The sequence below is a fragment of the Streptomyces sp. NPDC050147 genome (genome assembly GCF_040660195.1).
Classification (GTDB): Bacteria; Actinomycetota; Actinomycetes; order Streptomycetales; family Streptomycetaceae; genus Streptomyces.
The window spans coordinates 149,041-173,883 of sequence record NZ_JBFALJ010000004.1 but is presented as its reverse complement, the minus strand read 5'-3'; the positions used below and the strand labels follow the sequence as shown (position 1 = coordinate 173,883).

Sequence of the window (24,843 nt, the reverse complement as noted above, 5' to 3'; positions counted from 1 at the left end):
GGGTGGCCGCGCCTCGTCAGTCACGGGTGGCCGCGACGGCTTCGCCGGTCCGGGCGTCGACATAGCCGATCAACGTCGCCTGCATGTCCTTCATCTGCAGGAGCATCCGGCCGTCGGCCCGGGTCGCGACGAACCGGTTGTCGATCAGGTCGGCGGCCAGGTCGAAGCCGGGCGGTGTGGCGTACAGCTCGATGTCACCGCCGGCCTCGGACCTGGACCCGGACAGGGACAGGTCGTTCGTGTCCTCGTACAGGTCGATGCGGCGGATGGAAAGCGGCGCCGCGACGGGGATCAGATGGCCGTCGACGAGGTCGAGGACCCCGACCCGGGCGAGGCCGTCCAGCAGGATGCTCGGGACGGTGAACCGCTGCCACGTCGGGTCGTCGGCGGGCAGCGACAGGGCGTAGCGGCCCCGCTTGCCGTTGGGGTGGATACGGGTGTCGGTGGTCGACACGAACGGTCCGGTGAGCCGCACCGGTGAGCCGGGCTGATGGTAGGGATCGGGTACGGGGGTGTCGTCCGCGGTGTCCCACGCCTCCCAGTGCGGAGCGGCGGAGTAGGCGTCGGCGAGCAGGACCCGGGCCGTGAAGTGCACCCGGTCCTTGACGAGTACGACACCGGCCGGTGACACCACGTCCTCGGTGATCCGCACCTCGACGGCGGTCGTGGAGCCGTCGGTCGCGGAGTCGCCGGTCGCGGAGTCGCCGGTCGCGGCGATCCGTGCGTACAGCCGCTTGGGGGCGGTCGGCAGGTCGCGGTAGACGCGCAGGAAGTGCTCGAACCTCAGGTCCTCGAAGGCGACGACGTGCTGGTGCGGTACCAGATGCCGGGCGGCCTCCGCGGCCATCTCCGTGACGAACGTACCCGGCAGGGTCGGCTCACCGCGCACGGTGTGGTGCTCCAGATAGCCGTCGGTGTCCAGGTCGAAGCGGCACTCGAACTCGGCGGACGTCGGCGTCGACCCGACGACCCGGCGCAGGAAGAAGCCGGGCGCCGCGGCCGAGGGGTCTTCCGTGAGGTACCCGGGGTAGAACTCCTCGACGGTGGCGCGTTCGGCCTCCCCCAGGTGCACGAGGGAGGGCCGCCGATCGGGCGCGTGCAGTTCCTGTACGAAGTGGTGCACCCCCTCGGGGACGGCCATGCTGCTGTAGGAGCCGGCCCGTTCGTAGTACGCCTTGGTCAGCTCATTGGCGCCCATGCCGACACCGGCCCACAGGGTCCACCCGATGGTGAACTCGTGGAGCTCCGAGGTGGCCGCCGCGTACGTGGCCGCACTGCCCAGGAAGTCGTTGGCCGATGCGTAGTCGGACTCGCCGAGCTGCCCGAAGTACCCGAGCAGCGACCCGAAGTTGCACCACATGCGGGGCGGGGTGTCGCGCAGCGCGTACTTGAGGTGCAGATACGACTCGACCTTCAGGTCACGAATGGAGGCGAACTCCGCGAAGTCCTTGTCCTTGATGAGCGCCGAGCGCTGCAGCCCGGCGGCGTTGACCAACAGGTCGATCCGCCCGTGCTCCTGGAGCACCGCGCCGATGGCCTTCTCCACCTGGGCGCCGTCGCGCATGTCGCACTGCACGTAGCTGACCCGGCCCGCGCCGCTGTGCTCGGCCATCGCGTCGAGGTTGTGGCGGGCGTCCCTGGCGTTGAGCATCCGGTCGAAGGATTTGTTGAGGTCCGCCACCGACGGGCGCCGACCCTTGCCCTTCGTCTTTCCCTTGCCCTTCGACTTGCCCTCGCCCTTGGCCTTGGCGAGTTCCGCGGTGATGTACGCCGCCCGGCCCGCCGCGAACTCCTCGTCGCTGCCGGCGAAGACCGAGGGCGGGTAGCTGTCCAGGTCATTGCTGCCGAACACGTGGATGCGGGGACCGAACTCGGCGGCGACCGCCTTGAGCACCTCGGCGGTGATGCCCCGGGCGCCGCCTGCGACGACGACCACGGAGTCACGGTCGAGCGCCGCCGGGGCGGAGGCGTCCAGGACGGCCGGCTCGTCGTGCAGCCGGGGGGTGCGGCGCACCCCCTCGGCGTCGACGACGACGGGGAAGTCCCGGTGTGCCCGGCTCTCCTCCTCCACGCGGCGTACCCCGTCGGCCACTTCGGTGGCCGAGGTGAGGAGCGCGAAGCTGGTGCTGTCGCTGAATTCGCGTCCCGCGCTCTTGAGCAGACCGGTGAAGAGCCCGGAGAAGGGGTGCGGGGTGCCGCCGGGCACCGCGTCGAGGAACAGCATGACGAGGGTGGACTCGGCGGTGGAGAGCCCGGCGTGGGCGTGCTGGAGCGCCAGGTAGGTCGCGTCGTGCAGGGCGAGCACGGGCCCCGAGCCCTCGGTGAGCGGCTGCCCGGCGGGCGCGGAGCGCCCCAGTGCCGCCAGTACCCGCAGATGCGTGACCGGTCGCTCAAGGTCGGCCAGTGCGGCGCGGACGGCGTCGGGGGTGACCTCGGGGAGGTGGTGCCAGCCGGGCCGCGGGGCCACCAGCTCGGTGGTGGACAGCACGGTCAGCGCGGTGTCGGGACCCACTGCCTCGGCCAGCGGGCCGGGTGCGTCGGTGACGACGAGTGCGCCGTCCGGCAGGAACGGGATCGGCTCCCGCACCGGCCGGGCCGGTGTCGCTTCGAGCACCGGGATCTGGCGGCGCACCCGCAGGGGGACGCCCTCCCCGGTGTGCGTGGTCGACACGAAGCTCGCCGGCACGGTGCCGGTGACGGCGCCGCGTGAACCCCCCTGTTCCGGGGCGGGTTCGGCGGGACCGGGGACGGTCAGCCGCAGCCGGGCACCCGGTGCGCCGCCGGTCTGGTCGCAGGAGACCTCCATCGTGCCCGCGGGCCCGTGCAGGGCCTTCAGTACGGCGAGCCCTCCGGCGGCGCCCAGGTAGCGGGCGTGCTCGGGATCCGTGCACCGCACGGCGTCCCGCTCGGGCGCGGCGCCCGCCCGCACGGCTTCGCTGCCGAGCGGCTCGTCGACGTACGCCAGGATCGGCAGGCCCTCGCGCTCGGCCCGCTCCTCGGTGGCGAGGGCGAACAGGAAGGCGCCCTCGGCGAGTTCCTGCTCCTGCTCCGGGAGCAGGTCGCCGATCAGGGAGCGGTACGCGGGGAGGCTGTTGCCGTTGATGCCGCCGGCCAGCGCGAAGTCCAGCTCGCCGGTGCGCAGGTAGCGTCCGGCCGACGTGATCGACGACAGCGCGGAGGCGAATCCCGAGTCCATGGTCATGTTCGGGCCGTGGAGGTCGAAGTAGTTCGACACCCGGGCGGAGATGATGTTGGGCATCTGCCCGGGGAACGCGTCCTCGTTGGACTCCGGGATCATCGCCTGGACCTGTTCGCGCAGCCGCTCGAGCACCTGCCTCGCGGCCGGTGAGCCGGCCGCCGGCGAGTCGGCGACGGCCTGCCCGATGTCGTCGAGGTAGCAGCGGTTCGCGTACAGCATGGCGGCCCGGGTGGGACCCATGTGCCCGACGAACACACCGGTCTTGGCGGCCTGCTTGCCCCAGAACTCGGGCATCTGGTCGCGCAGTCGGTGGGCGCACTGCAGGATCATCAGCTGGCACCGGTCCAGGGCCCTGATGGTCTTGGGCGGCAGCCTCACCTCGTTGAACGGCGGCGACGGATAGGCGGCGCCGAAGCTGTCGAGCGGTGGCTTCCCGCCCGCCAGCCAGCCCGACACCTCGTCGCGGTCCGCGAGGCCGGGCAGATGCGACGACCAGCCGACGATGACCACACGGCTGTCGGGGTCCGGCTTCTTGGTGGCGGGGATCGTCCCGGCGGGTGCCTCCTGTGCCGACACGGGAGGTGCCGCAACGCGGGCGGACTCCACTCGGGCGGACTCCACTCGGGGTGCCTCCACGCGCGGCTGGTTCCCGGCGACGATCAGGTGCGCGTTGGTCCCGCCGAAACCGAACCCGGAGACGGCGGCGAGCCTGGGACGGTCGCTGCGCCCGGACCACTGCGCCGCCTCGGTCGGGATGTCCAGCTGCGTGTCGGCGAGGTGGAAGTCCTCGCGGGGGTTGGTGAAGCGGAACTGGCCGGGGATGGTCTGCTTCTCCAGGCCCTTGAGGTTCTCTATCAGCGACACGACGCCGGCGGCCCAACCGGTGTGCCCGATCAGGGACTTGTTGGAGGTGACCGCGGTCGCCCGTGCCGTGCCGAAGTGCTCGCGCAGGGTGGAGAACTCCGCGAGGTCACCGGCGGGGGTGCCGGTCGCGTGCGCGTTGATCCAGTCCACGTCGTCGCCGTTCACGTCGCCGTTCTCCAGCGCGCGCCGCACCGCGAGGCTCTGTCCTGCCGAGTTCGGCGCGTAGATCGCCTTGCCCTTGCCGTCCGAGGAGGAACCGAACGCCCTCAGCACGCCGAGGACTTCGTCACCGTCCTGCTGCGCCTTGCTCAGCCGCTTGAGTACGACCAGGGCGGCGCCGTCAGCGAAGATCACGCCGTCGGCGGCCTCGTCCAGGGCGTGCACCTTGCCGCTCTTGGACAGTCCCTGGAGCTTGGAGAAGAGCACGGTGCCGCGCGGCGCCAGGGCGAAGGCCCCGCCGCACACCGCGATGTCCTGCTTGCCCATCAGCAGGCCCTTGGCCGCGATGTCGATGGCGTACAGGGACGAGGAGCACGCGGTGTCGACCATGTGGAGCTCGGTGGACGGGGGCAGGATGTCCTGCATGGCCAGCTCACCGACCCGGTGCGGCAGGAACCGGGAGGGGTTCTTGCCGCGGCGCCGGTAGCGGCGGGTGAGGGACGCGTCGATGTCCCCACGCAGCGCCTGCCGCTCGCCGTCGGGCATCGCCAGGTCGTCGATGATGTCGTGCGTCATCCGGGTCACGCTGTCGAGGACCCCGGCCTCCTCCAGATGCTGGCTGCCGTCCGGGGTGTAGCCGACGACGAAGGAGCAGCTGTCGGTGTCGCTGCGGCGGACCCCGTCGAGCGCCTGGACCAGGCTGTGGCGCAGCCACTGGGTGGTGAGCTCCTGGTCGTCGGGGCTCCCCTCCATGCCGTCGAGGGCGCCCTGCGCGGGCTCGAAGCCGGTGATGAACACGCAGCGGTCGGCGTACGCCTTGTCCTCGGCGGCGGTGTCCGCCGAGTAGAAGCTCTGGTGCTGCCAGCGGTCCTCGGGGACTTCGACGAACAGCTCCTCCCCCGTCATGCGGAGCTTCCAGAACTCCTCGGGGCTGTTCGCTCCGGCGACGGCGAGACCCATGCCGACGACGGCGATCGAGTCGTCCCCGAACTCGGCTTCAGTGACCGGCACTTCAGCGAGCGGTACTTCGGTGACCGGTACTTCGGCGAGCGGTTTTTCGCTTACCGGTACTTCGGTGACCGGCACTTCGCTTACCGGCTCCGGCGCATCGGCCGTGACAGACGGCGCCTCCGCCGGCCGGTCCTGCGCGGGCCAGTCCCCGGCAGGCGGCGAAAGCAGGGTGGCGCCGAGCGTGAGTCCGCCGTCGGCGAGGACGACCTGTCCCGTGATCCAGCGGGCGTCGTCGGAAGCGAGGAAGGCCACTACGGTGGCGAACTCCTCGGGTGTGCCGAGCCGTCCCCAGGGGGTGGCCCGGGCGATGGTTTCCTGCATCCTGGCCGCGTCGGGGAACTTGTCCGCCACCTCGCTGCTCAGCATGGCCGCGGACGCCGTGTTGACCCGGATGCCCTGCGGCGCGAGCTCCACGGCCAGGTACCGGGACGCGGCCTCAGCCGCGGCCTTCGCCGGTGCGCAGGCGAGGTAGTTGGCCATCACCATCTGGGAGCCGCCGAGGGCGGAGACCGTGACGATCGAGCCGCCACCGCCCCTGGCCATCAGCGGTGCGGCGGCGCGCGCACAGCGCAGCCCGCCCTTGTAGTTGATCTCGATGGCCTTGTCGAGGTGTTCGTCGGTGATCTCGTCCAGCGGCAGCAGCGCGCCGTCGGCGGCGCTGTTGACGAGGATGTCGAGCCGACCGTGCAGCCGGTCGGTCTCCGCGAACATCCTCTCGACCTGCTCCTGCCTGGCCACCGACGCACGGACCAGGTCGACCCGGTGGCCCTCGGCGGTCAGCTCGTCGCGGGTCGCCTTGGCCTGATCGTGCGAGTGGAAGTAGTTGAGGACGATCGAGGCGCCGCGCGTGGCGAGTTCACGCGCGATGGCCTTGCCTATCCCCTTTGATCCGCCGGTGACCAGGGCCACCTTGCCTGTGAGGTCTTTCATGGAACACGTGCCCTTCTGGAGCCGGGAGGACGAGCGCAAGCCGCGGGACGGGAAGCCCGTCAGCCCGCGGCGACGGCCTCCCGGCCGGACAGCTGCGAGACCACGAAGTCGACGATCTTGTCCATGGTGTTGTAGTTGTCCAGGCGGAAACCGGCCTCCCGCGTGGGCAGGCCGTAGAGCTTGGAGGCGCGGGCGAGCAGCTCGACCTGCTTGACCGAGTCGACCCCCAGTTCGGCCTCGAGCTGCACGCCGTCCTCGAAGACCTCCTCGGGGTACTCGAGCGCCTCGGCGTACAGGGTCCGCAGCTCGGCGTGGATCTCGGCACGGTCCGGTGCCCCGGCGGCCGGTGCGGCGGCGGGAGCGGTGACGGCCGGAGCGGTGGCGGGCGCCGGTGTCTGCGCCGCCGGTTCAGGGGTGAAGGCACCCAGGTCGTCGGCGATGCGCCGCAGGACCTCGTCGCCGTGCTCGGTCCAGTACGCGTCGAACACGTCGGCCGGCACCGTGGGGGCGAGAAGTTCGGCCAGGCCCGGTGCGCCCGCCGCTCCGGCAAGGCCGGCGTCCCGCAGGATCCGCAAGGTGGCGTCAAGGGCGAGGCCGCCGTCACCGTCGATCGCGAGTGACGGCAGGGCACGTACCTCCGAGCCCTTGGTCAGCCTGGCGACGAGCTTGGACAGTGCGGCCCGCCCGCCCGCTTCCACGAACGTGGTGACACCGGCGGCCTGCAGGTGGCGCACCGCGGCCGCGAACCGCACCGGGGTGACGAAGTGCTCGGCGAGGCGGTCGGCCAGTGCGTCGTCGGGCTCGTAGTACCGCTGGAGGATCGGCGAGTACACCAGGCGCTGCAGGGGGTGCTGGTCCAACTTGCCGACGTAGGCGGCGAATTCGGGTACGGCGGGGGCGAGCGCCGGGGTGTGGAAGGGGAAGGGGGCGTCGATCTCGATGGCGCCGATGCCCAGTTGCCCGGCGATCGCGATCACCCTGTCGAGAACCTCACCGGGGCCGCTCACCACGGTCTGCTCGTCGTGGTTCTCGGTGGCGACGGCCAGCATCGGGTCGTCCAGGAGGTCCAGGAGCCTGCGGGCCCGGTCGGCGCCGGCCGACAGCGCGACCATGCGGCCCTCGATGCCCTTCTGCCGCTGGATGACCGCCACCCGTTGGGCGACGATCCGCACCCCGTCCTCGACGGAGAACGCCCCGGCGGCGACCAGTGCGGTGATCTCACCGAGGCTGTGTCCCGCGAGGACGTCCGGACGCACCCCCTGGGCGTCCAGGATCTCGTACGCGGCAAGTCCTGCGGCGTAGATGGCCACCTGGGAGGCCCATGCGTCGTCGTCGAGGAGTTCCCGCAGATCGGTGCTGCGATCCCCGAGGACCAAGTCGGTTATTCGGCGCGAGAACAGGTTCATGGTCTCCGCATCGATACGCTCGAAGACCCTCCTGACCTGCGGGTACTTCTCCTTGGCCTGGCGCAGGGCCTCGCCGTCGAAGCCGCCCTGGCCGGGGAACAGGAAGGTGGTGCGCAGATCCGTCGAGGTGTGGACGGTCATGGTGGTGCCTCCGTGCTGGTAGTGAGGGCTGGTCATGAGGGAACGCGATGCGTACGCGGGACGCGGGGGACCGTGGCTCAAGCCAGGTACTGCCCCATGGGCCCGAGGTTCTTCGCCACGAGGCGGTCGGCTGTGCGGGTCGCGCCGGGTAGGTGCCGGGGCGCCCCACGGGCCAGCCAGCGGACCATGCGCAGTTTCCAGCCGGGTCCCGCGCCCGGCTCCAGGTGGTCGAGCAGGGCGTGGATGCTGGCCGGTGAGTAGAACTCCGCCGGGTGGACCATCGTGGCGAACATGCCGACCATCGCGCGGCCGTGTGTGGGGCTGCGGTTCATGGCCTGGATGAACGCCAACTCCTCCCGCGAGTGGTCGGCGATCGTCGCGTGGTCGCGGGTGTAGCGGTAGTGGCCGGTGACCAGGGCGTCGCGGTCGCGGGCGTATCCGGCGAGGGCGGCCTGCAACGGCTGGCTGCCGGTCAGGCCCGCGCCGATGGCGGCGGCGAGGAGTTCGGCGCCCCGCAGCCCGTCGGTGATCCCGGCGGCGGTGATCGGGTCCCGGGTGTAACCGGCGTCCCCGGCCAGGGCCCAGCCCGGGCCGTGCGAGAGGCGCAGGAAGTTGGGCACGGACCCGGTCATCCAGCGGTCGACCCGCTTCGTCGCGCGCAGCGCCTCCGCCCGCTCCGGGTCCACCTCGTCGAACGCGGAGATGACCGTACGGTCGCGGTCCTCGTCGCTGGTGGCCTTGAAGTCGGCCACCGGCAGGGCCACTCCCACGATGGTGAGACCGTCGTGGGTGGGCCAGGTGAAGGCGTGTTTGCGGGCGTGGCGGTAGGTGCGGACCCGTCCGTCGTGCGGCAGGCCCTCCCAGTACGACCAGTGGCTCTTGTTGAGGACGGGGTGCGCGTCGTATTTCGGTGCGTCCACCAGTCGGGCCACGGTGGAGTTGGAGCCGTCGGCCCCGACGACGACATGGGCGTGCTCGACCACGGGGGTACGGTCCGCGGTCTCCCCCCGCACGCCGGTGACGGTGCCTGCGTCGTCGGTGATCAGCTCTCGCACCGAGACGCCGGTACGCAGTTCCGCCCCGGCCTTGACCGCGGCGTCCAGCAGGATCTCGTCGAGCCTGCTGCGCTCCGGCGAGTACGCCTCGCCCACTCCGTCCACGTCGGGCAGCCTGGCCATCAGCTGCACCGGGCCGCTGCGCAGCCCGTACTCGGTGATGGGCGGACAGCCGGTGGCCCTCAACTCGTCGAGCAGGCCCCAGCGTTTGAGGCGGAGGATGCCCGGCGGGTGAACCAGGTTGGTCGCGGCCGCCTTGCCGCCGGGGAACACGGCCCGGTCGAGCAGCAGCACCTTGTGGCCCGCCCGGGCAAGGAGCATGGCCGTGGAGGCGCCGCTGATCCGTGCGCCGACAACTATTGCGTCGTACATCTCGACTCCCTGCCAGTGGCTGGTCGACTGCGGGCGATCGGGTGGCTGTTGTCCGGGAGCTGTCAGGGCCGCGCGGGCTCGAGCCGGTCCGCCGGCTCCCTGTCGGTGTCCGGGCGATCCTCTTCCTGCCACGCGGCGTTGTTCTCCTTGGACCGGCGCGGTGCGGTGAGGATGGCGACACAGCCGAGGGCGGCGATTCCGGCGCCGATCCAGGTGGCCGGGACCAGGCCGTTCACGAAGTCCTGCGGCGAGGCGTATCCGCCCTGTGCGGTGAACACCGATGTCAGTACGGCCACGCCGAGCACACCGCCGAGCTCTCGGAAGGTGTTGTTGGCTCCGGAGGCGATGCCCTGGTCGCGCGGGGCGACGATGTTCATGGCCATCTCGGCGACGGGCGCGAAGAAGAGGCCGAGCCCGATGCCGCCGAGCACGAGGCCGGGCACCTGGTCGATGTAGTCGGTGTGCACCTCGGTCACCAGGGCCAGCCAGGCGAGGCCGACGGCCTCGAACAGCAGGCCCGCGGCGACCACGAGCCGGTTGCCGAAACGCCCGGAAAGGAGGGCGGTGAGCGGGGCGACCAGGACCGGCATCGCGGTCCAGGGCAGCATCCGCACACCCGCTTCGAGCGGCGAGAAACCCTGGATGTTCTGCATGAACTGGGTCAGCAGGAACACCAGACCGAACATGGCGGCGAACATCAGCAGGCTGGCCGAGTTGACGGCACTGAACGAGCGGTTGCGGAACAGCCGCATCGGCAGCATCGGATGGCGGGTGCGCAGCTCCCAGAGGACGAAGGCCGCGATGAGCACCGAACCGGCGATCAGGTAGCTGAGCACCTGGCCGCTGGCCCAGCCGTGCTCGGTGGTCCGCACCAGGGCGTACACCACTCCGAACATGCCGAGGCTCACCAGGACGGTGCCCACCGGGTCGAGCGTGCTCTCCGGACGCTTGCTCTCCGCGAGCTTCCAGAGGCTGAGGGCGAGGACCACCACACCGATCGGCACATTGACCCAGAAGATCCACTCCCAGGAGATCTTCTCGACGACGGCGCCGCCGATGAGCGGTCCGAGTGCGACGGCAAGGCCGCTCAGCGCACCCCAGATGCCCAGCGCGAGGGCGCGCCTGCGGGGTGGCACGGCGACGGTCAGCAGGGTCAGCGTCAGCGGCATGACGATGGCGGCGCCGAAGCCCTGCACGGCGCGAGCGATGATGAGCTGCTGGGAGGTGTCGGCCAGGGCGCACGCCGCCGACGCCAGGGTGAAGACGACGAGCCCCACCACGAACATCCGGCGGCGGCCGAAGCGGTCACCGGCCGCCGCACCAGCCATCAGGAAGACGGCGAAGGACAGGGTGTAGGCGTTCACCGTCCATTCCAGGTCCTGGAGGCTCGTGTCGAGAGACTCCTGGATGGCGGGCAGCGCGGTGATGACGACCAGGTTGTCCAGCGCCGCCATGAAGACAGCCAGACCGGTCACGATCAGGGTCCATACGGAATGACCGCGTGAACTGGACCGACTCAACATAGAAGAACCCTTCGAAGGGTGGGTGGCGGGGGCGTGCCGAAAGAACCGGGCCCCCGGGTGGGCAGCCGACTACGCCGGCGGTGCGTCCATCGCGTTGAGCTCGTCGAGGGCCTCACGCCACAACTCCGCGAGACGCCGGGCACCCGGCAGCCTGCGGTCGTACAGAAAACTCACCTGCACCCGGGACCCGCAGGACAGCAGCGTCACCGACAGGGCGTTGCCCGGCAGCAGCACACCGAGCGGAATGGCGTCCACCGCCGGGTCGTCGCGGAAGGAAAGACCCGCGGGCAGTGCGTAGTTGGAGGCGTACAGCGGCGAGGAGCGGGGGCTCAGCAGCCGCCTGACCGTCCAGCGGATCAGGGGCGCGGGCAGCAGGGCGACCAGGGCCCTGCTGGCCGGCCGCAGACCACTGGAGCGCATCCGCTGGGTGCTTCCGACGAGCTGCGCGAACGCGTCGGCGGGCGGCACCTCGTGGCCGGGCAGGGTGAGGACCGTCGTCGTGAGGTGGTTGCCGACGGCGTCCTCCTCGCCCTCGTGCCGGGTGCTCAGCGGCATCCGGACGGGTACGGGCGCCTTGCGGAAGACCGAGCGCACGTCGCGGCGGCCGTCGCCCGTCGCACTCCAGGCGGACAGCGCACCCCACAGCCCCATGAGGAAGGCGTCGTTGACGGTGCCGCCGAACACCCTTCCCAGTTCGCTCAGTTCACGCCGGGTGGCGCTCGTACTGCACATGGCCAGGTTCTCCGGGGCGGCGCCCTGAGCCCTGGGCCAGAGCCGGCCGGGCGCAAGGCCCCGCGTCATGCCGGCGCCCACGCTGAGCGCGCCGCGCAGCAGTTCACGGGGCCCGGCGGTGAACAGCGGCCCGCTGCGCCGCCCGCTTCGCTCACCGTCCCGGGGAGGCCGGCCGGGGGCCTGGGCGCCGAACAGGACGGCGGCGACGTGGGCCGCCCCCATTCCGTCCTCGAGGCCGTGGTGGACCCGGTAGCAGACGGCGTACTCGTCGTCGGCGTAGCTGTGCACGAGGGTGATCGTCCACAGCGGCCCTCTCTCGCACAGTGGCCGGCGCACCAGGGCGCTGAGCACCTCGTCCAGCGGGGTGCCGACCGGGAGCTTCATCTCCTGTACGTGGTCGCTCAGTTCGAAGACGGAGCTGGGGGCACGGAACGCGCCGCGCCCCCCGGTCACCGCCCGGTGGGTCAGCCGGGGCAGGCGGGGCAGCCGCTCCGCCAGGTGGTCGTGAAGCTCGCCGAGCGAGGGGGTCAGCCCACGGAACCGCAGGAACTGCCCTTGTACCAGGCCGAGTTCGCGGTCCATGGCGAGGAAGACCTCGTCGATCGGGTTGAGTGGATGTTTCACTATCCGCTCCCAGTCGATTGTGTGGGGCGAAACCGGTGTCCGGCTCACGCCATGGCCCGGGCACGGCCCGCGGGGCCCGGCCGGTGTCCGCCTCCGGAGCGCCAGGAGCCGGCCGGCCGGGTACAGCCGTCGCCCTCCCAGCGCGCGGCCACCGAGCCCGGTGCCGCCGGGGATGCGGCGGCGCCCGCTTGCTGGGCGATCGCCTTCAGGACGGCGGTGAGGGCGGCCAGTTCGAGGTCGTCGGGACGTCCCCGCACCACCGTGAGCGCGGTGTCCTCCGTGCCCGTCACGCGGGCGGGTTGCCGTGCTTGCGCGACGGCAGGTCGACGTCCTTGGTACGCAGGACACGCAGCGCCTCGATCAGGCACGTGCGGGTCTGCGCGGGGTCTATGACATCGTCGATGAGTCCGCGTTCAGCGGCGTAGTAAGGGTGCATAAGCTCTGTTTTGTACTCCTTGACCAGCTGGGCCCGGGTTGCCTCCGGGTCGTCCGCGGCGGCGATCTCCCGGCGGAAGACGACGTTCGCCGCCCCCTCGGCGCCCATGACCGCGATCTCGTTCGTCGGCCAGGCGTACGTCAGGTCGGCGCCGATGGACTGCGAGTCCATGACGATGTACGCCCCGCCGTAGGCCTTGCGCAGCACCAGGGAGACGCGCGGCACGGTGGCGTTGCAGTACGCGTACAGCAGCTTCGCGCCGTGCCGGATGATGCCGTTGTGCTCCTGGTCCACGCCGGGCAGGAACCCCGGCACGTCCACGAGAGTCACCAGGGGGATGTTGAAGGCGTCGCAGATGGAGATGAACCGGGCGGCCTTCTCCGAGGCGCGGATGTCCAGGGCACCGGCCAGGTGCGCCGGCTGGTTGGCGATCACGCCGACGGGCCGCCCGTCGAGGCGGGCGAGCGCGCAGATGATGTTGCCCGCCCACCCCGCATGCGTCTCCAGAAGTTCGCCGTCGTCGACGATCTCCTGGATCACCGCGCGCATGTCGTACGGCCGGTTCCCCTCGGCGGGGACCAGGTCGGCGAGCGCGTCCGTCCGGCGGTCGGCGGGGTCACCCGCTTCGACGGCCGGCGCCATCTCCCGGTTGTTGGAGGGCAGCAGCGACAGCAGGTAGCGCACTTCCTCCAGGCATTCGGCCTCCTCGTCGTAGACGAAGGCGGCGACGCCGGAGACCGTGCCGTGGACGTCGGCGCCGCCGAGGCCGTTCTGGGTGATCTTCTCGCCCGTCACCGCCTGGACCACATCGGGCCCTGTGATGAACATCTGGGAGGTCTCACGGACCATGAAGACGAAGTCGGTCAGGGCGGGTGAGTACGCGGCGCCGCCCGCGCACGGGCCGAGCATCACCGAGATCTGCGGGATGACCCCTGATGCCCTGGTGTTGCGCCGGAAGATCCCGCCGTACCCGGCCAGCGCCGAGACGCCTTCCTGAATGCGGGCCCCCGCACCGTCGTTGAGGGAGACCAGCGGGGCGCCCGCCTTGACGGCCATGTCCATGATCTTGTGGATCTTCGTGGCATGGGCCTCGCCGAGGGAGCCGCCGAAGATGCGGAAGTCGTGGGCATAGGCGAAGACGGTGCGCCCGTGGACGGTGCCCCAGCCGGTGACGACACCGTCGGTGTGGGGCCTGCGGTCCTCCAGGCCGAAGCCGGTGGCGCGATGCCGGCGCAACTGCTCGACCTCGGTGAACGATCCCTCGTCGAAGAGGAGTTCCAGGCGTTCACGAACGGTCAGTTTGCCCCGGGCGTGCTGCTGCTCGGTGGCGTGCGGGCCGGGCCCCGGCACGGCGGACAGGCGGGTGGCGAGAGCGGCAGGCTGGGCCGGCATGGGCGTGTCCTTTCTCCGTCACCACGAAAATGAAATGGGTTTCTCTTTCCGGTAATAAATTAACGGGCATCCATCCGGCGGGGAACTGCACTTTGGTACAGGCGCCTGCTGGAGTGGGCGACAAGGCCGGCCTGTAACCTGGATTCAACACCCAATTTACTCAGCACCTGCGCCACGTGAAATTTGACCGTGCGTTCGGCGATGGCGAGTCGCCGCGCGATACTGCGGTTGGAATACCCCTTGCCGAGCAGCTCGAACACTTGCGTCTCGCGCGCGGAGAGCAGCGGAATCCTGCTCAACTCCGCCTCCCACAAGGGGTCCTCTTCTGGCACGTGCGAACAGACATTGACAGCGCGGACCAAGGCAACTCCCCCGACGGCAGATCCGAAGCGTCAGAACTTCGGCTTTCCACTACCCGAGTATTGGGGGCCGGTACCCGCATCTGTCAAGAAACGTCATTCCTCTCCCGCAGGACGAGAATGCGGGCGCCTCCAGTCTCGGCACGTGAGAAACGGGAGCTGTTTCTCACGTGCCGAGAAACGAATATTGCGCGAACTTCAGCCGCCCCGGGAAACCCGTCGGGCAGTTTTATGACAGCCGCGTTACACCGCGATTTCGAACGCGGGTCGCGGGGCGCGTACCAGGGAGCGCGGAGCACGTGTCGCAGGATCAGAAAGAGCTGGCGGTCTCGCCCGACCAGGCGCCGCGGCCACCCGTCCCGGTGAACACGTCGGCGGCTTCCTTCGTGGCCCTCACCACACCGCCCGGCCACTGCGGCATGGCCGCCTTGGGCTTGAGCACCGCGACGGAGCCCATGATCAGCCCGTCCCAGCGGACCGGCACGGCAAGGCCGTTCCAGCCGGCGGCGCACTCCTCCGAGTCGACGGCGACTCCCTGCTCGCGCACGGCCTTGAGGGAGGCGAGCAGGGCGCCTTCGTCCCTGTACACCCCCGGGCCCGCCTCTACGGGGGGCGGTTCGGCCAGCACGCCCTCCTGGATGACCTCCGGCAGGTGGGCGAGGATCGCCCGCCCGGAGGCGCCCGTACGCAACGACTGGAAGACCATGAGGAGCGCACGCTGGCTGATGCCGAGCTCCGCGAGGTCGGAGTCACCGACAGCCATGTCGAGGCACTGCTTCCTGGCCCCGCCGAACGGGGCGAGGCCGAAGAGGAAGACGAGCCCTCCGTCGGTGGCCTTGCGCAGGTCCTCCAGCACCTCATGTGTCACATCGGTGTTGGGCGCGTGCGTGAGTGCTTTCAGACCGAGCCGCGCGGCGCCGGGGCCGAGCCGGTACAGGCCGCGCCCCTCGCGTACGAAGATGCCGTCGTAGATGCCGGACTGCAGGATGCGATGGACCGTCGAGTCGTCAAGGCCGGTCGCCTCGGCCAGCTCCCCGGGGCCATGCACCTGCCCTTCGAGCTCGGTGAAGGCACTTTGGACCCGGAAGACCCGGACGGCATGGTTGCTTCCTTGATTCCCGTTCTTGGACATGTTCCCCGTTCCCCTGTTGGACGCCTGCGCTGACGCCACCGCCCACGCCCGAAAACGGCATGGACCATGACGACACTAGTGCCGCCCTGCCCGGTATACCGACCGGCCGATCATGAACATTGCGACACACGCGGTGGGACGTCGTGTGAGAAGACGCACCGGCCCAACCGAGCCCCGTCGGGGGCGCGTCGGGGCGGTCTCACGACGCGCGCAGCGCCTTCGCGAGGACTCCCTCGCCCGTCAGGTCGATGCGGCCCGCCCGCACGCCGTCTCCCACCGTCAGGACGCCCCCGCTCACCGCCACGCACGTCTCGGCGTCCATGACGATGCGGGCGTCCGGCTCCGCGGGCGCCGGCCCGTCGCCGTAGGACTCCCCCGCCGCGCCCTCGATCCGTACGTGGAACTCGCCCTCGTCCAGGCGCACTTCCAGCACCCCCTCCGCGCCGACCCCCGCCAGCGCCCGCAGCAGCGGCAGCGCGAACCAGTGGGCACGGACCGCGTCGGTCGGCGAGCGCTCCTGGAGGGCGGGCGTGCCCCAGGTGGCGAGCGCCCGCAGGACCGGCAGCAACTCGCGGCCCCGCCCGGTCAGTTCATACACGTACGCGGCCGAGGGCGGGGGAAGGCGCCGGCGCGTCGTCAGGCCCTCGCGCTCCATGTCCTTGAGCCGGGAGGCCAGGACGTCCGTGCTCACGCCCGGAAGGTCGGCGTGCAGGTCGGTGTAGCGGCGGGGGCCGACCAGGAGCTCTCGGACGATCAGCAGGGTCCAGCGGTCGCCCACGGCGTCGAGGGCGCGGGCGGCGGCGCAGTACTGGTCATAGCTTCGGCGGGACCTGGGGGCGGGTGGCATGCGACTCAGTCTATGCAAGTTGTTGGACTTTCCAAGCTCCAGCTTGGTAAAACCAAGTAACTCACGTCACGGGAGGCACAGCGCATGGAGTTCCGGCAGTCCAGCAAGCTCAGCGAGGTCTGTTACGAGATCCGGGGCCCGGTCATCGAGCACGCCAACGCCCTGGAGGAGGCGGGCCACAGCGTCCTGCGCCTGAACACCGGCAATCCCGCGCTCTTCGGCTTCGAGGCTCCCGAGGAGATCGTCCAGGACATGATCCGGATGCTCCCCCAGGCGCACGGCTACACGGACTCGCGCGGCATCCTCTCGGCCCGGCGCGCCGTCGCCCAGCGCTACCAGGCACTTGGCCTCGACGAGGTCTCCGTGGACGACGTCTTCCTCGGCAACGGCGTCTCCGAGCTGGTCACCATGGCCGTCCAGGCCCTCCTGGAGGACGGTGACGAAGTCCTCATCCCCGCCCCGGACTTCCCGCTGTGGACCGCCGTGACGACCCTCTCCGGAGGCAAGGCCGTCCACTACGTGTGCGACGAGTCCGCGGACTGGTACCCGGACCTGGACGACATGGCGTCGAAGATCACCGACCGTACCAAGGCCGTCGTGATCATCAATCCGAACAACCCCACGGGCGCCGTGTATCCGAAGGAGATCCTGGAGGGCATTCTCGACCTCGCGCGCAGCCACGGCCTGATGGTCTTCGCCGACGAGATCTACGACCAGATCCTGTACGACGACGCCGTGCACCACAGCGTCGCCGCGCTCGCACCCGACCTCGTCGTCCTGACCTTCTGCGGGCTCTCGAAGACGTACCGCGTGGCGGGCTTCCGCTCGGGCTGGCTGGTCGTCACGGGCCCGCAGCAGCACGCGAAGAGCTACCTGGAGGGGCTGACCATGCTCGCCTCCATGCGCCTGTGCCCCAACGCCCCCGCCCAGTACGCCATCCAGGCCGCACTCGGTGGCCGCCAGTCCATCCGGGAACTCACCGCTCCGGGCGGCAGGCTGCACGAGCAGCGCGACATGGCGTGGCGGAAGCTGAACGAGATCCCCGGCGTCTCGTGCGTGAAGCCCAAGGGCGCCCTGTACGCCTTCGCGCGCCTCGACCCCAAGATCCACCCCATCCACGACGACGAGAAGTTCGTCCTCGACCTGCTCCTCCAGGAGAAGATCCAGGTCGTCCAGGGCACCGGCTTCAACTGGCCGCGCCCCGACCACTTCCGCATCCTGACACTCCCCTACGCTGACGATCTCGACGCGGCGATCAGCCGCATCGGCCGCTTCCTCAGCGGCTACCGCCAGTGATGTCACCGGACGACGGGGGTCGTGTGTCTCTCTGTTCCGCCTGCCAGGTCCCTTCCCTGACGCAGTTCGCCTCGCCCGGCCTCGTCGAGCGGATCGTGTACGGCGGCCTCGACCCCGCGGCCGACCCCGCCTGGGCGCGGTCGGGCGCCGTCACCCTCGACGACTACGCCCGCTGGTGCGGCCATCTGTGCGGTCTGACGTGCCTGCGGATGGCGCTGGGCCCGTCCGCGCCCTCGCTCTTCGAGCTGCGGGACGGCGCGCTGAAGTACGGCGGGTACACGGAGGATGCCGACGGCACGATCCGCGGCCTGGTCTACGCCCCGTTCGCTCAGTACGTACGCGAGGTGCACGGCGTCAATGCCACGGTGCACCGGCACCTCACGGTGGAGGAGATCACCGGCCTGCTCGACGACGGCCGCTCGGTGATGGTCTCGGTGCACTACGAGATCCGCCGCCCGCACCGGCCCTCGCCCGGCCGGGGCGGCCACCTGGTCCTTGTCACGGGGCGTTCCGCGGACGGGGGTCTGCACCTGCACAACCCGTCCGGGATCGACACCGGGACGCGGATGGCGGACATGTCGTTTTCGGAGTTCGAACCGTTCTTCGCCGGACGCGGCGTGTCCCTGCACTGACAGAGGATCATCCTTGCTGTCAGGATGGCGCGATGATGCGTGGAGGCAGGGTCGCCGTCGTGGGTGGAAGCATCGCCGGATGCGCCGCCGCACTCGCCGCGTACCGCGGTGGTGCCGATGAGATCACGGTGTACGAGCGGGCCGCGGAGCGTCTGGCGGACCGCGGGGTCGGGCTCGCGGTGCACAACTCCCGGTACGCGGAGCTGGATTCCGCCGGATACCTGGACGCGGACATGCCGTGGGTGCAGTTGGAGCGGCGCCGCTGGTATGTGCGGGACGGGTCGGCGGCCGGGCCGCTCGGGCATGAGATCGGGACGATGCCGTTCGCCTTCCGTACGTACAACTGGGGCCCTCTGTGGCGTGAGTTGCGTGGCCGGGTGCCCGATTCCGTGGTCTTCCGTCCGGGCGTGGCGGTGGATGAGGTGCGACCGGGCGGGGAGGAAACGGAGGGCGCGGAGGTGATCTCCGCCGACGGTACCGAGCGGTTCGACCTCGTGATCGGCGCCGACGGCTACCGCTCCGTGGTCCGTACGGCGGCGTTCGCCACCGTACGTCCCGCGTACGCCGGCTACCTCGCCTGGCGCGGCGCCTTCCCGGCGGACCGGCTGCCGGACCCGGGACTGTGGGCTCAGGAGGACTGCGCGTACGTCGTCTTCCCCGGCGGCCACGTCGTCGTCTACCGCATCCCCGACGGAGTCGGCGGCCACCGCGTCAACTGGGTCCTTTACACGGCGCCGCCGCCGGACCTCGACCTGGGGCTCGGCCGCGACCTGCGGCTCACCGCCCCCACCAGCCTGCCGCCCGGCGGTCTCACAGAGGCACTCGCCTCTCATCTCCGCTACGTGTGCGGCGAGTTGCTGCCTCCCTACTGGGGCGACCTGGTCCGCACGACCACTGCCGACGAGCTCTTCCTCCAGCCGATGTACGACTACACGGCGCCCCGCTACACCACGGGCCGTGTGCTCCTGGTGGGCGACGCCGCCACCGTCGCCCGGCCGCACACCGGGGCGGGGGCGGTCAAGGCGCTGCAGGACGCGACGGTCCTGGAGTCCGCCTTCGCCACGGCCACGACCTGGGCGGACGCGCTCGACACCTACGACACCGACCGCAGCGTCGCCGGCGCCGCGATGGTGGATCTGGGGCGGCGCCTCGGCCGCGCGCTGGTCGAGGAGACACCGCCGTGGCACTCGATGGACCAGACGGCACTGGAGACGTGGTGGAAGCAGGCCGACGGGGTCGGGGCGTTCGGGGGCCGCGAGCTGAGGCGGTGATCGAAGTCCCGCGCTGAAGGGGCGAAGGGTTATACCCACCTCTCGGTTTGGGTATGCACGCCAAGATCAATAAGATCCGGCGATGATCACAAGACAACGGCTGGCGGCCGGGGCGTTCGCCCTGCTCGCCGCCTTGACCGCCGGGCTCGGCGCGGCGGGCCCCGCCTCCGCCGATGACGACACACCGGCACAGCCCTCACCCAAGGTCGAGCTGGTCCTCGACGTCAGCGGTTCGATGCGGGCCCGCGACATCGACGGCAAGTCCCGGATGGCGGCGGCGAAGCAGGCGTTCAACGAGGTCCTCGACGCCACACCGGACGAAGTACAGCTCGGCATACGCACGTTGGGCGCCAACTACCACGGCGACGACCGCAAGACGGGTTGCAAGGACACCGAGCTCCTGTACCCGGTCGCGGAGCTGGACCGCGCGGGGCGCACCGACGCGAAGACCGCGGTGGCCACGCTCGCGCCCACCGGCTGGACGCCGATCGGCCCCACGCTGCTGAAGGCCGCCGACGACCTCAAGGACGACAACACCGAGCGCAGCCGTCGCATCGTCCTCATCTCCGACGGCGAGGACACCTGCCAGCCGCTGGACCCCTGCGAGGTGGCCCGCAAGATCGCCGCCGAGGGCATCCACCTCACGGTCGACACGCTCGGCCTGGTGCCGGACGCCAAGACCCGCGACCAGCTGAGCTGCATCGCGGAGGCCACCGGCGGGACGTACACCTCGGTGCGGCACACCGATGAACTCTCGGGCCGCGTCAAGCAGTTGGTGGACCGCGCCGCCGACCCCGTCGCCGCTCCGGTGCCCGCCGAGGGCGCCGCCCAGTGCTCGGACGCCCCACAGCTCAAGGCGGGCGTCTACACCGACCGCGAGAAGTTCGGCGAGCACCGCTGGTACCGCGTCGACGTCAAGCCCGGCCAGGAGCTGCGCGCTTCCGTCAGCGTCGGCGCCGACCGCGCGGTGAACCAGGACTACGGCGTGCTGTTGCGGGCGTCGACCGCGCACGGCCGCGAGATCGTGCGGGGCTCCGAGGCGGGTGACGGGCGTACGGACGTGATCTCGACCGGCCTGCGCTATCCGAAGCCGGAGGACGACGAGGAGGAGGGGAAGGACGGGAGCGAGCCCGCCGCCGAGACCGTGTGCCTCCAGGTCAGCAACTCCTTCTCGGCGCCTTCCTCGGTCAAGACGACCCCGGGCCTGCCCGTCGAGCTTGCCGTCGATCTGGTGGACGCGCCCGACGAGGCGTCGGACGTGGCGTCCTTCGGCCTCGGCCACGGCTGGTGGCTGCTCGGCGTACTGATCCTCACCGGCTTCGTCGCCGGTCTGGTCTGGGGCTGGGTCTCCCGCTGGCGCTTCGCGGTCTGGAGGACCAACTGATGCGTACGACACGTGGGTTGAACCGGGCCGGGCTGCTGGCCGGTGCCGCGCTGCTCGCCCTGGCCGGGACGGCGGGGACGGCGTTCGCCGCCGGCTCCGACGACGGCGACGACAAGGCCGCCGCGCCCACCGAGGCAGGTACGTCCTTCCGCACGGCGACGCCGATCCAGCTGGACCAGGAGGCGACGGCGGAGGCGTCCACCGGTGACTACCTGTACTGGTCGTTCCCCGCGGACATCGGGCAGCGCCCCACCGTGCGCGCCACGGTGAAGTTGCCCGCCGACCCCGACGGCACGGCGCGGCACGGCGACTCCACCTGGCAGGTCGACGTGTACGACGGGCTGCGGCGCCGCCAGGCGTGCCGGTTCGGCGCGCAGACGAAGACGGTCGCGCAGGACGCCGCCACGGTCGAGCTGTCCTGCACACTGCGCACCGTGCGCGCGTCGGCCGAGCCATGGGCCAACGACCCGCTGCCCGGCACGTACTACGCACGCCTGACGGTCACCGGCCTCAAGGCCGACGACCTGGGTCTTCCGATGCGGGCCGGGGCGTTGGTGACGTCGAGCGACGCGGGCGGCGCGCAGGCGGTGGACGGCGCGCTGGCGAAGCCCTTGGTGCCGGGGACCGGCACCAAGATGGCGGCCGAATCGAGTGAGCCGGAGGACGGCTGGGCGTCGACCTGGTGGTCGTCGCGCTGGCTGTGGACCGCGGGCGGCGGCGTGCTCGGCGCGCTCGCGGGCATCGGGGGCTACTGCCTGACGCGCGGATCGGGCCGCCCTCCACGCGCACCTGCGGGGATCTAGTCTCGGTGGTGGCCGGACCGCGCATTTCGCCGGTCCGGCCACCACCAACAAAACTATCGACAGAACCCGATAGACCCAGACAGAACCCCCAGAACCCTCAGAACCTCGACAGACAGGAAGTTCCGTACCATGGGTGACCTGCTCCTCGTCCGGCACGGCGAGACCGAGTGGTCGATGAACGGCCGGCACACCAGTTGGACGGACATCCCGCTCACCGAGAACGGCAGGGAACAGGCGCGGGGGCTCGCACGGCTGGTGGGGCGGTTCCGTATCGGGGCGGCGTTCACGAGCCCGAGGATGCGGGCCAGGGAGACGGCGGAGCTTGCCGGGTTCCCGGAAGCCCGGGTCGACCCCGACCTGAGCGAATGGGACTACGGGGCGTACGAGGGGGTCACGACGGTGGAGATCCATCGCACCCGCCCCGACTGGTACCTGTTCACGGACGGAGTGGCCGCGGGCCCCGCCGAGCACCCCGGTGAGAGCCCGGAGCAGATCGGCGAGCGGGCCGACCGGATGCTGGCCAAGGTCGACGCCGCTCTCGCCAATTACGAGAGCAGCGTGGTCCTCTTCGCGCACTCCCACTTCCTGCGTGTGCTGACGGCGCGGCGACTCGGACTGCCGGTGTCGGGCGGGGCGTTGTTCCAGCTGGCGACGGGGACGGTCTGCCGCCTGAGCACGGAGCACGGCCGACCAGTGGTGGCGAGCTGGAACATTCGTCCGTAAAACCAGGCACACTCTGTCCCATATAGCACTCTCACCACCAAGAAGGATCGCGAATGATCACGCTCAAGAAGGAAGACGGACCTGCGGATCTGGGCGGCGTGACCCGTCTGTCCATCGGGGTGTCCTGGGACCCCACCGTCGGCAGCAGCGGCGGGCTGATGGGCAAGCTCCGCCAGAAGGCCGGCACCGACCTCGACCTGATCGCCATCGCGATGGCGGGGGCGGACCCGGTGCGCCTCGCCGGTCTCGACTCGACCGACCCGCTGGGCAACGGCTCGCTGGTGCACAGCGGCGACAACCAGACCGGCAAGGGTGACGGCGACGACGAGACGGTGACCGTCGAGTTCGAGCGCGTGCCGGACAACATCACGTCCATCGTGTTCGTCGCTGCCGCGTACAAGAAGCGCAGCGCCTTCCAGAACGCGCGCAACATCAGCTTCAAGGTGTACGACGCCACGGGCGGCAGCACCCAGCAGGTCGCCGACATCTGGCCGAGCCTGCTCACGAACGACAACGGCTGCGCCGTCGCCAAGGCGATCCGGGAAGGCGGGTCCTGGAAGCTCCAGGTCATCAACGAGACCGGGAAGATCAAGCAGGGCGACGAGCAGGCCCTGATGCGCTTCGCGATGAGCAAGTAGCCAAACTCCGGACCGGCCGGTCTCCCCGGCCGGTCCGGCCACGGTCGGGACCGGGGCCGGGGCCGGGGCCGAGCTGTGCGCACCGGCTCGACACGGGCCCCGAAGATCATCAAGACTTGCCGCCATGCGATACGGCGTGAACCTCCTCAACTTCGGCTCGGGCACCACCCCCGACTCCCTCGTCCGCCAGGCGACCGACGCCCGTGATTTCGGGTTCGGCCTTGCGATGATCTCCGACCACATCACGGTCACCCCTGACGTGCACTCGGTCTATCCGGCGCCCTTCTACGACCAGTTCGTGCTCGCCGCGCATCTCGCGGGCCGCGTACCGGGGCTGCGGCTCGGCACGACGATCACCGTGATCCCCTACCGCCACCCTCTCCAGACCGCCCGCCTCGCCGCCAACATCGACCAGCTCAACGAAGCGGGCTTCATCCTCGGCGCCGGTGTCGGCTGGTCCCGCGCCGAGTACGAGGTTCTCGGCGTCCCCTTCGAGGAGCGGGGCGCCATCACCGACGAGTACCTCACCGCGATACGCGCCGCGTGGACCGAGGAGACGACCTCCTTCCAGGGCCGGTACGTCGCCTACGAGGACATCCGCAACGCCCCCGCCCCGGCCACGCACCTGCCCGTCTGGGTGGGCGGCAACTCCCCCGCGGCCCAGCGTCGCGCGGCCCGCCTCGGCGAGGGCTGGCACCCGTTCATGCCGACGCTCGACGTCCTGCGGGCGGCGCTGCCCCGCATCGCGGCGGAGGCCGAGGCCGCCGGGCGCCCCGTGCCGGACCTCGTGCCCCGCCTCCAGCTCAAGCTCACCAGGCAGCCGGACACGGCGGACCGTCCCCTCGGGCACGGCAGCGTCGACCAGCTCCGGGCCGACCTGGAGACACTGGCCGAGCTCGGCGCCACGAACGTGCTGCTCGACACGTATCCGGGCACGCCCGGCGAGCGCGGCACGGCCGACGACGACCGGCGCACGCTTGAGCTCGTCGTCGAGAAGGTGGTCGACCCCGCCACGGGAACGGTTCGCTGAGTCGGCGGCCCGTCATCCGCCGGTCCACCGATTCCTCGATCCACCGACAGCTCTCGATCCAGCGATCCACCGACAGCTGACGTCCCGCGCCCGTTGTCAGTGGCGCGAGGCACTATCGGAACCAGGCAGCAGGACCTGGGGAAGAGGTGGGCTCATGACGAAGTCTCCGACGGCCGCTCAGCGGCGGATCATCGAGGCCGCGGACCCGGCGACCGGACGGCTTACGGGGAGTGAGGCACAGCTGGCGGGGCTCGTGCGCCACCGCCTCGCTTTCCGGCATCCCCGTCCGCCGCACGCCTATTTCCTGACGCCCACGGGCCATCGCCTACGGGAAGGCACGCAGAGCCCTGTCGCCGCCGAGGCCCCCGCTCCCCCGGCCGCCCCCGCCCCCTCCGGCCTCTTCGCCGCCCGCACCGGCGCCGAGCCCCCACCGGACACCGAAAGACCTGCGGCCCGCGCACGCGACGTACGCAGCGCCTGGGAAGGCCTCCTGGAGATGCGCCGCATGACCAATCCGGACGGTGCGCGGGACCGTCCCTGCGCCTGGGAGCGGACGCATCTGGTGCAGGCCGCCGCGCTGGCCCTGGAGGCGGCGGGCCGCCGGCCCGGACCAGACGGCTACCGGGTGGGTGAGACCCCGCAGCCCGAGGCCGTCGCCGTGCGCGAGGGGACTTCGGAGTCCCTGGGGGCCTGCGCGAGCGCGCTGGAGGCCGCGGGCTGGCAGGTCAGCGAACACGCCGAGCGGCCTGGTGGCGCGCGCTATCTCCTTGCCTCGCCCAGAAGGAGCTAGGGAATCTTGAAGTGCGCGACTGTGCTGAACCGTTGAACTGGGCTGAACCGTTGGACCGTGCTGGACCGATGAACTGTGCTGGACCGATGAACTG

At 70.8% G+C, this 24,843-nt stretch carries 18 protein-coding genes and 1 pseudogene; 9 read left to right on the top strand and 10 right to left on the bottom strand.

The window, feature by feature from the left end; all coding sequences use genetic code 11:
• Positions 1-16: 16 nt before the first annotated feature.
• From AB0I94_RS09430 to AB0I94_RS09385, 10 genes and pseudogenes are all read right to left on the bottom strand, one after another.
• Positions 17-6,163, bottom strand: coding sequence for an SDR family oxidoreductase (locus tag AB0I94_RS09430; RefSeq protein ID WP_363308871.1), 6,147 nt, complete (start codon positions 6,161-6,163; stop codon positions 17-19).
• A 59-nt stretch (positions 6,164-6,222) separates the two neighbouring features.
• On the bottom strand, positions 6,223-7,746 hold the full coding sequence (locus tag AB0I94_RS09425) for an ACP S-malonyltransferase (protein ID WP_363308870.1): 1,524 nt from the start codon (positions 7,744-7,746) through the stop codon (positions 6,223-6,225).
• A 41-nt stretch (positions 7,747-7,787) separates the two neighbouring features.
• Positions 7,788-9,137: an NAD(P)/FAD-dependent oxidoreductase gene (locus AB0I94_RS09420; RefSeq protein ID WP_363308869.1), complete on the bottom strand. Its 1,350-nt coding sequence runs from the start codon at positions 9,135-9,137 to the stop codon at positions 7,788-7,790.
• A gap of 62 nt (positions 9,138-9,199) precedes the next feature.
• Positions 9,200-10,660 carry an MFS transporter gene (locus AB0I94_RS09415; protein ID WP_363308868.1) on the bottom strand — a complete coding sequence of 487 codons (1,461 nt, stop codon included), beginning with the start codon at positions 10,658-10,660 and terminating at the stop codon, positions 9,200-9,202.
• Positions 10,661-10,729: 69 nt separating this feature from the next.
• Positions 10,730-12,016, bottom strand: a complete 1,287-nt coding sequence (locus AB0I94_RS09410; protein WP_363308867.1) for a wax ester/triacylglycerol synthase domain-containing protein — start codon at positions 12,014-12,016, stop codon at positions 10,730-10,732.
• Between the two features lie 44 nt (positions 12,017-12,060).
• Entirely contained in the window at positions 12,061-12,306 is a 246-nt protein-coding gene (locus tag AB0I94_RS09405) for an acyl-CoA carboxylase epsilon subunit (protein WP_363308866.1), read from the bottom strand.
• Positions 12,303-13,781: pseudogene (locus tag AB0I94_RS09400) on the bottom strand (acyl-CoA carboxylase subunit beta); the annotation flags it as partial. The pseudogene AB0I94_RS09400 and the gene AB0I94_RS09405, both read right to left, overlap by 4 nt.
• A 122-nt stretch (positions 13,782-13,903) precedes the next feature.
• Complete coding sequence (locus AB0I94_RS09395) at positions 13,904-14,143, bottom strand: helix-turn-helix transcriptional regulator (protein WP_363308864.1); 240 nt, start codon at positions 14,141-14,143, stop codon at positions 13,904-13,906.
• Positions 14,144-14,513: 370 nt separating this feature from the next.
• Positions 14,514-15,335, bottom strand: a complete 822-nt coding sequence (locus tag AB0I94_RS09390; protein WP_363308863.1) for an IclR family transcriptional regulator C-terminal domain-containing protein — start codon at positions 15,333-15,335, stop codon at positions 14,514-14,516.
• Between the two features lie 199 nt (positions 15,336-15,534).
• The gene (locus AB0I94_RS09385; RefSeq protein ID WP_363308862.1) at positions 15,535-16,182 is read right to left on the bottom strand and encodes a helix-turn-helix domain-containing protein; all 648 of its coding nucleotides are present in this window, start codon (positions 16,180-16,182) and stop codon (positions 15,535-15,537) included.
• 84 nt (positions 16,183-16,266) lie between these two features.
• Here AB0I94_RS09385 and AB0I94_RS09380 point away from each other — a divergent pair, with 84 nt between their 5' ends.
• The 9 genes from AB0I94_RS09380 to AB0I94_RS09340 all read left to right on the top strand — a co-directional run bounded on the left by AB0I94_RS09380 (position 16,267) and on the right by AB0I94_RS09340 (position 24,749).
• Complete coding sequence (locus AB0I94_RS09380) at positions 16,267-17,478, top strand: pyridoxal phosphate-dependent aminotransferase (RefSeq protein ID WP_363308861.1); 1,212 nt, start codon at positions 16,267-16,269, stop codon at positions 17,476-17,478.
• A gap of 23 nt (positions 17,479-17,501) precedes the next feature.
• The gene (locus AB0I94_RS09375; RefSeq protein WP_363308860.1) at positions 17,502-18,110 is read left to right on the top strand and encodes a C39 family peptidase; all 609 of its coding nucleotides are present in this window, start codon (positions 17,502-17,504) and stop codon (positions 18,108-18,110) included.
• A 59-nt stretch (positions 18,111-18,169) separates the two neighbouring features.
• Positions 18,170-19,381: an FAD-dependent monooxygenase gene (locus tag AB0I94_RS09370; protein WP_363308859.1), complete on the top strand. Its 1,212-nt coding sequence runs from the start codon at positions 18,170-18,172 to the stop codon at positions 19,379-19,381.
• A gap of 82 nt (positions 19,382-19,463) precedes the next feature.
• Complete coding sequence (locus AB0I94_RS09365) at positions 19,464-20,765, top strand: VWA domain-containing protein (RefSeq protein ID WP_363308858.1); 1,302 nt, start codon at positions 19,464-19,466, stop codon at positions 20,763-20,765.
• Positions 20,765-21,568: a hypothetical protein gene (locus tag AB0I94_RS09360; RefSeq protein WP_363308857.1), complete on the top strand. Its 804-nt coding sequence runs from the start codon at positions 20,765-20,767 to the stop codon at positions 21,566-21,568. Before AB0I94_RS09365 ends, AB0I94_RS09360 begins: the two co-directional genes overlap by 1 nt.
• 129 nt (positions 21,569-21,697) lie before the next feature.
• On the top strand, positions 21,698-22,291 hold the full coding sequence (locus AB0I94_RS09355; protein ID WP_363308856.1) for a histidine phosphatase family protein: 594 nt from the start codon (positions 21,698-21,700) through the stop codon (positions 22,289-22,291).
• Between the two features lie 53 nt (positions 22,292-22,344).
• Complete coding sequence (locus AB0I94_RS09350; RefSeq protein ID WP_363308855.1) at positions 22,345-22,929, top strand: TerD family protein; 585 nt, start codon at positions 22,345-22,347, stop codon at positions 22,927-22,929.
• A gap of 124 nt (positions 22,930-23,053) precedes the next feature.
• Complete coding sequence (locus AB0I94_RS09345) at positions 23,054-23,959, top strand: TIGR03619 family F420-dependent LLM class oxidoreductase (protein ID WP_363308854.1); 906 nt, start codon at positions 23,054-23,056, stop codon at positions 23,957-23,959.
• A 154-nt stretch (positions 23,960-24,113) separates the two neighbouring features.
• Positions 24,114-24,749, top strand: a complete 636-nt coding sequence (locus AB0I94_RS09340; RefSeq protein WP_363308853.1) for a hypothetical protein — start codon at positions 24,114-24,116, stop codon at positions 24,747-24,749.
• Positions 24,750-24,843 lie beyond the last annotated feature (94 nt).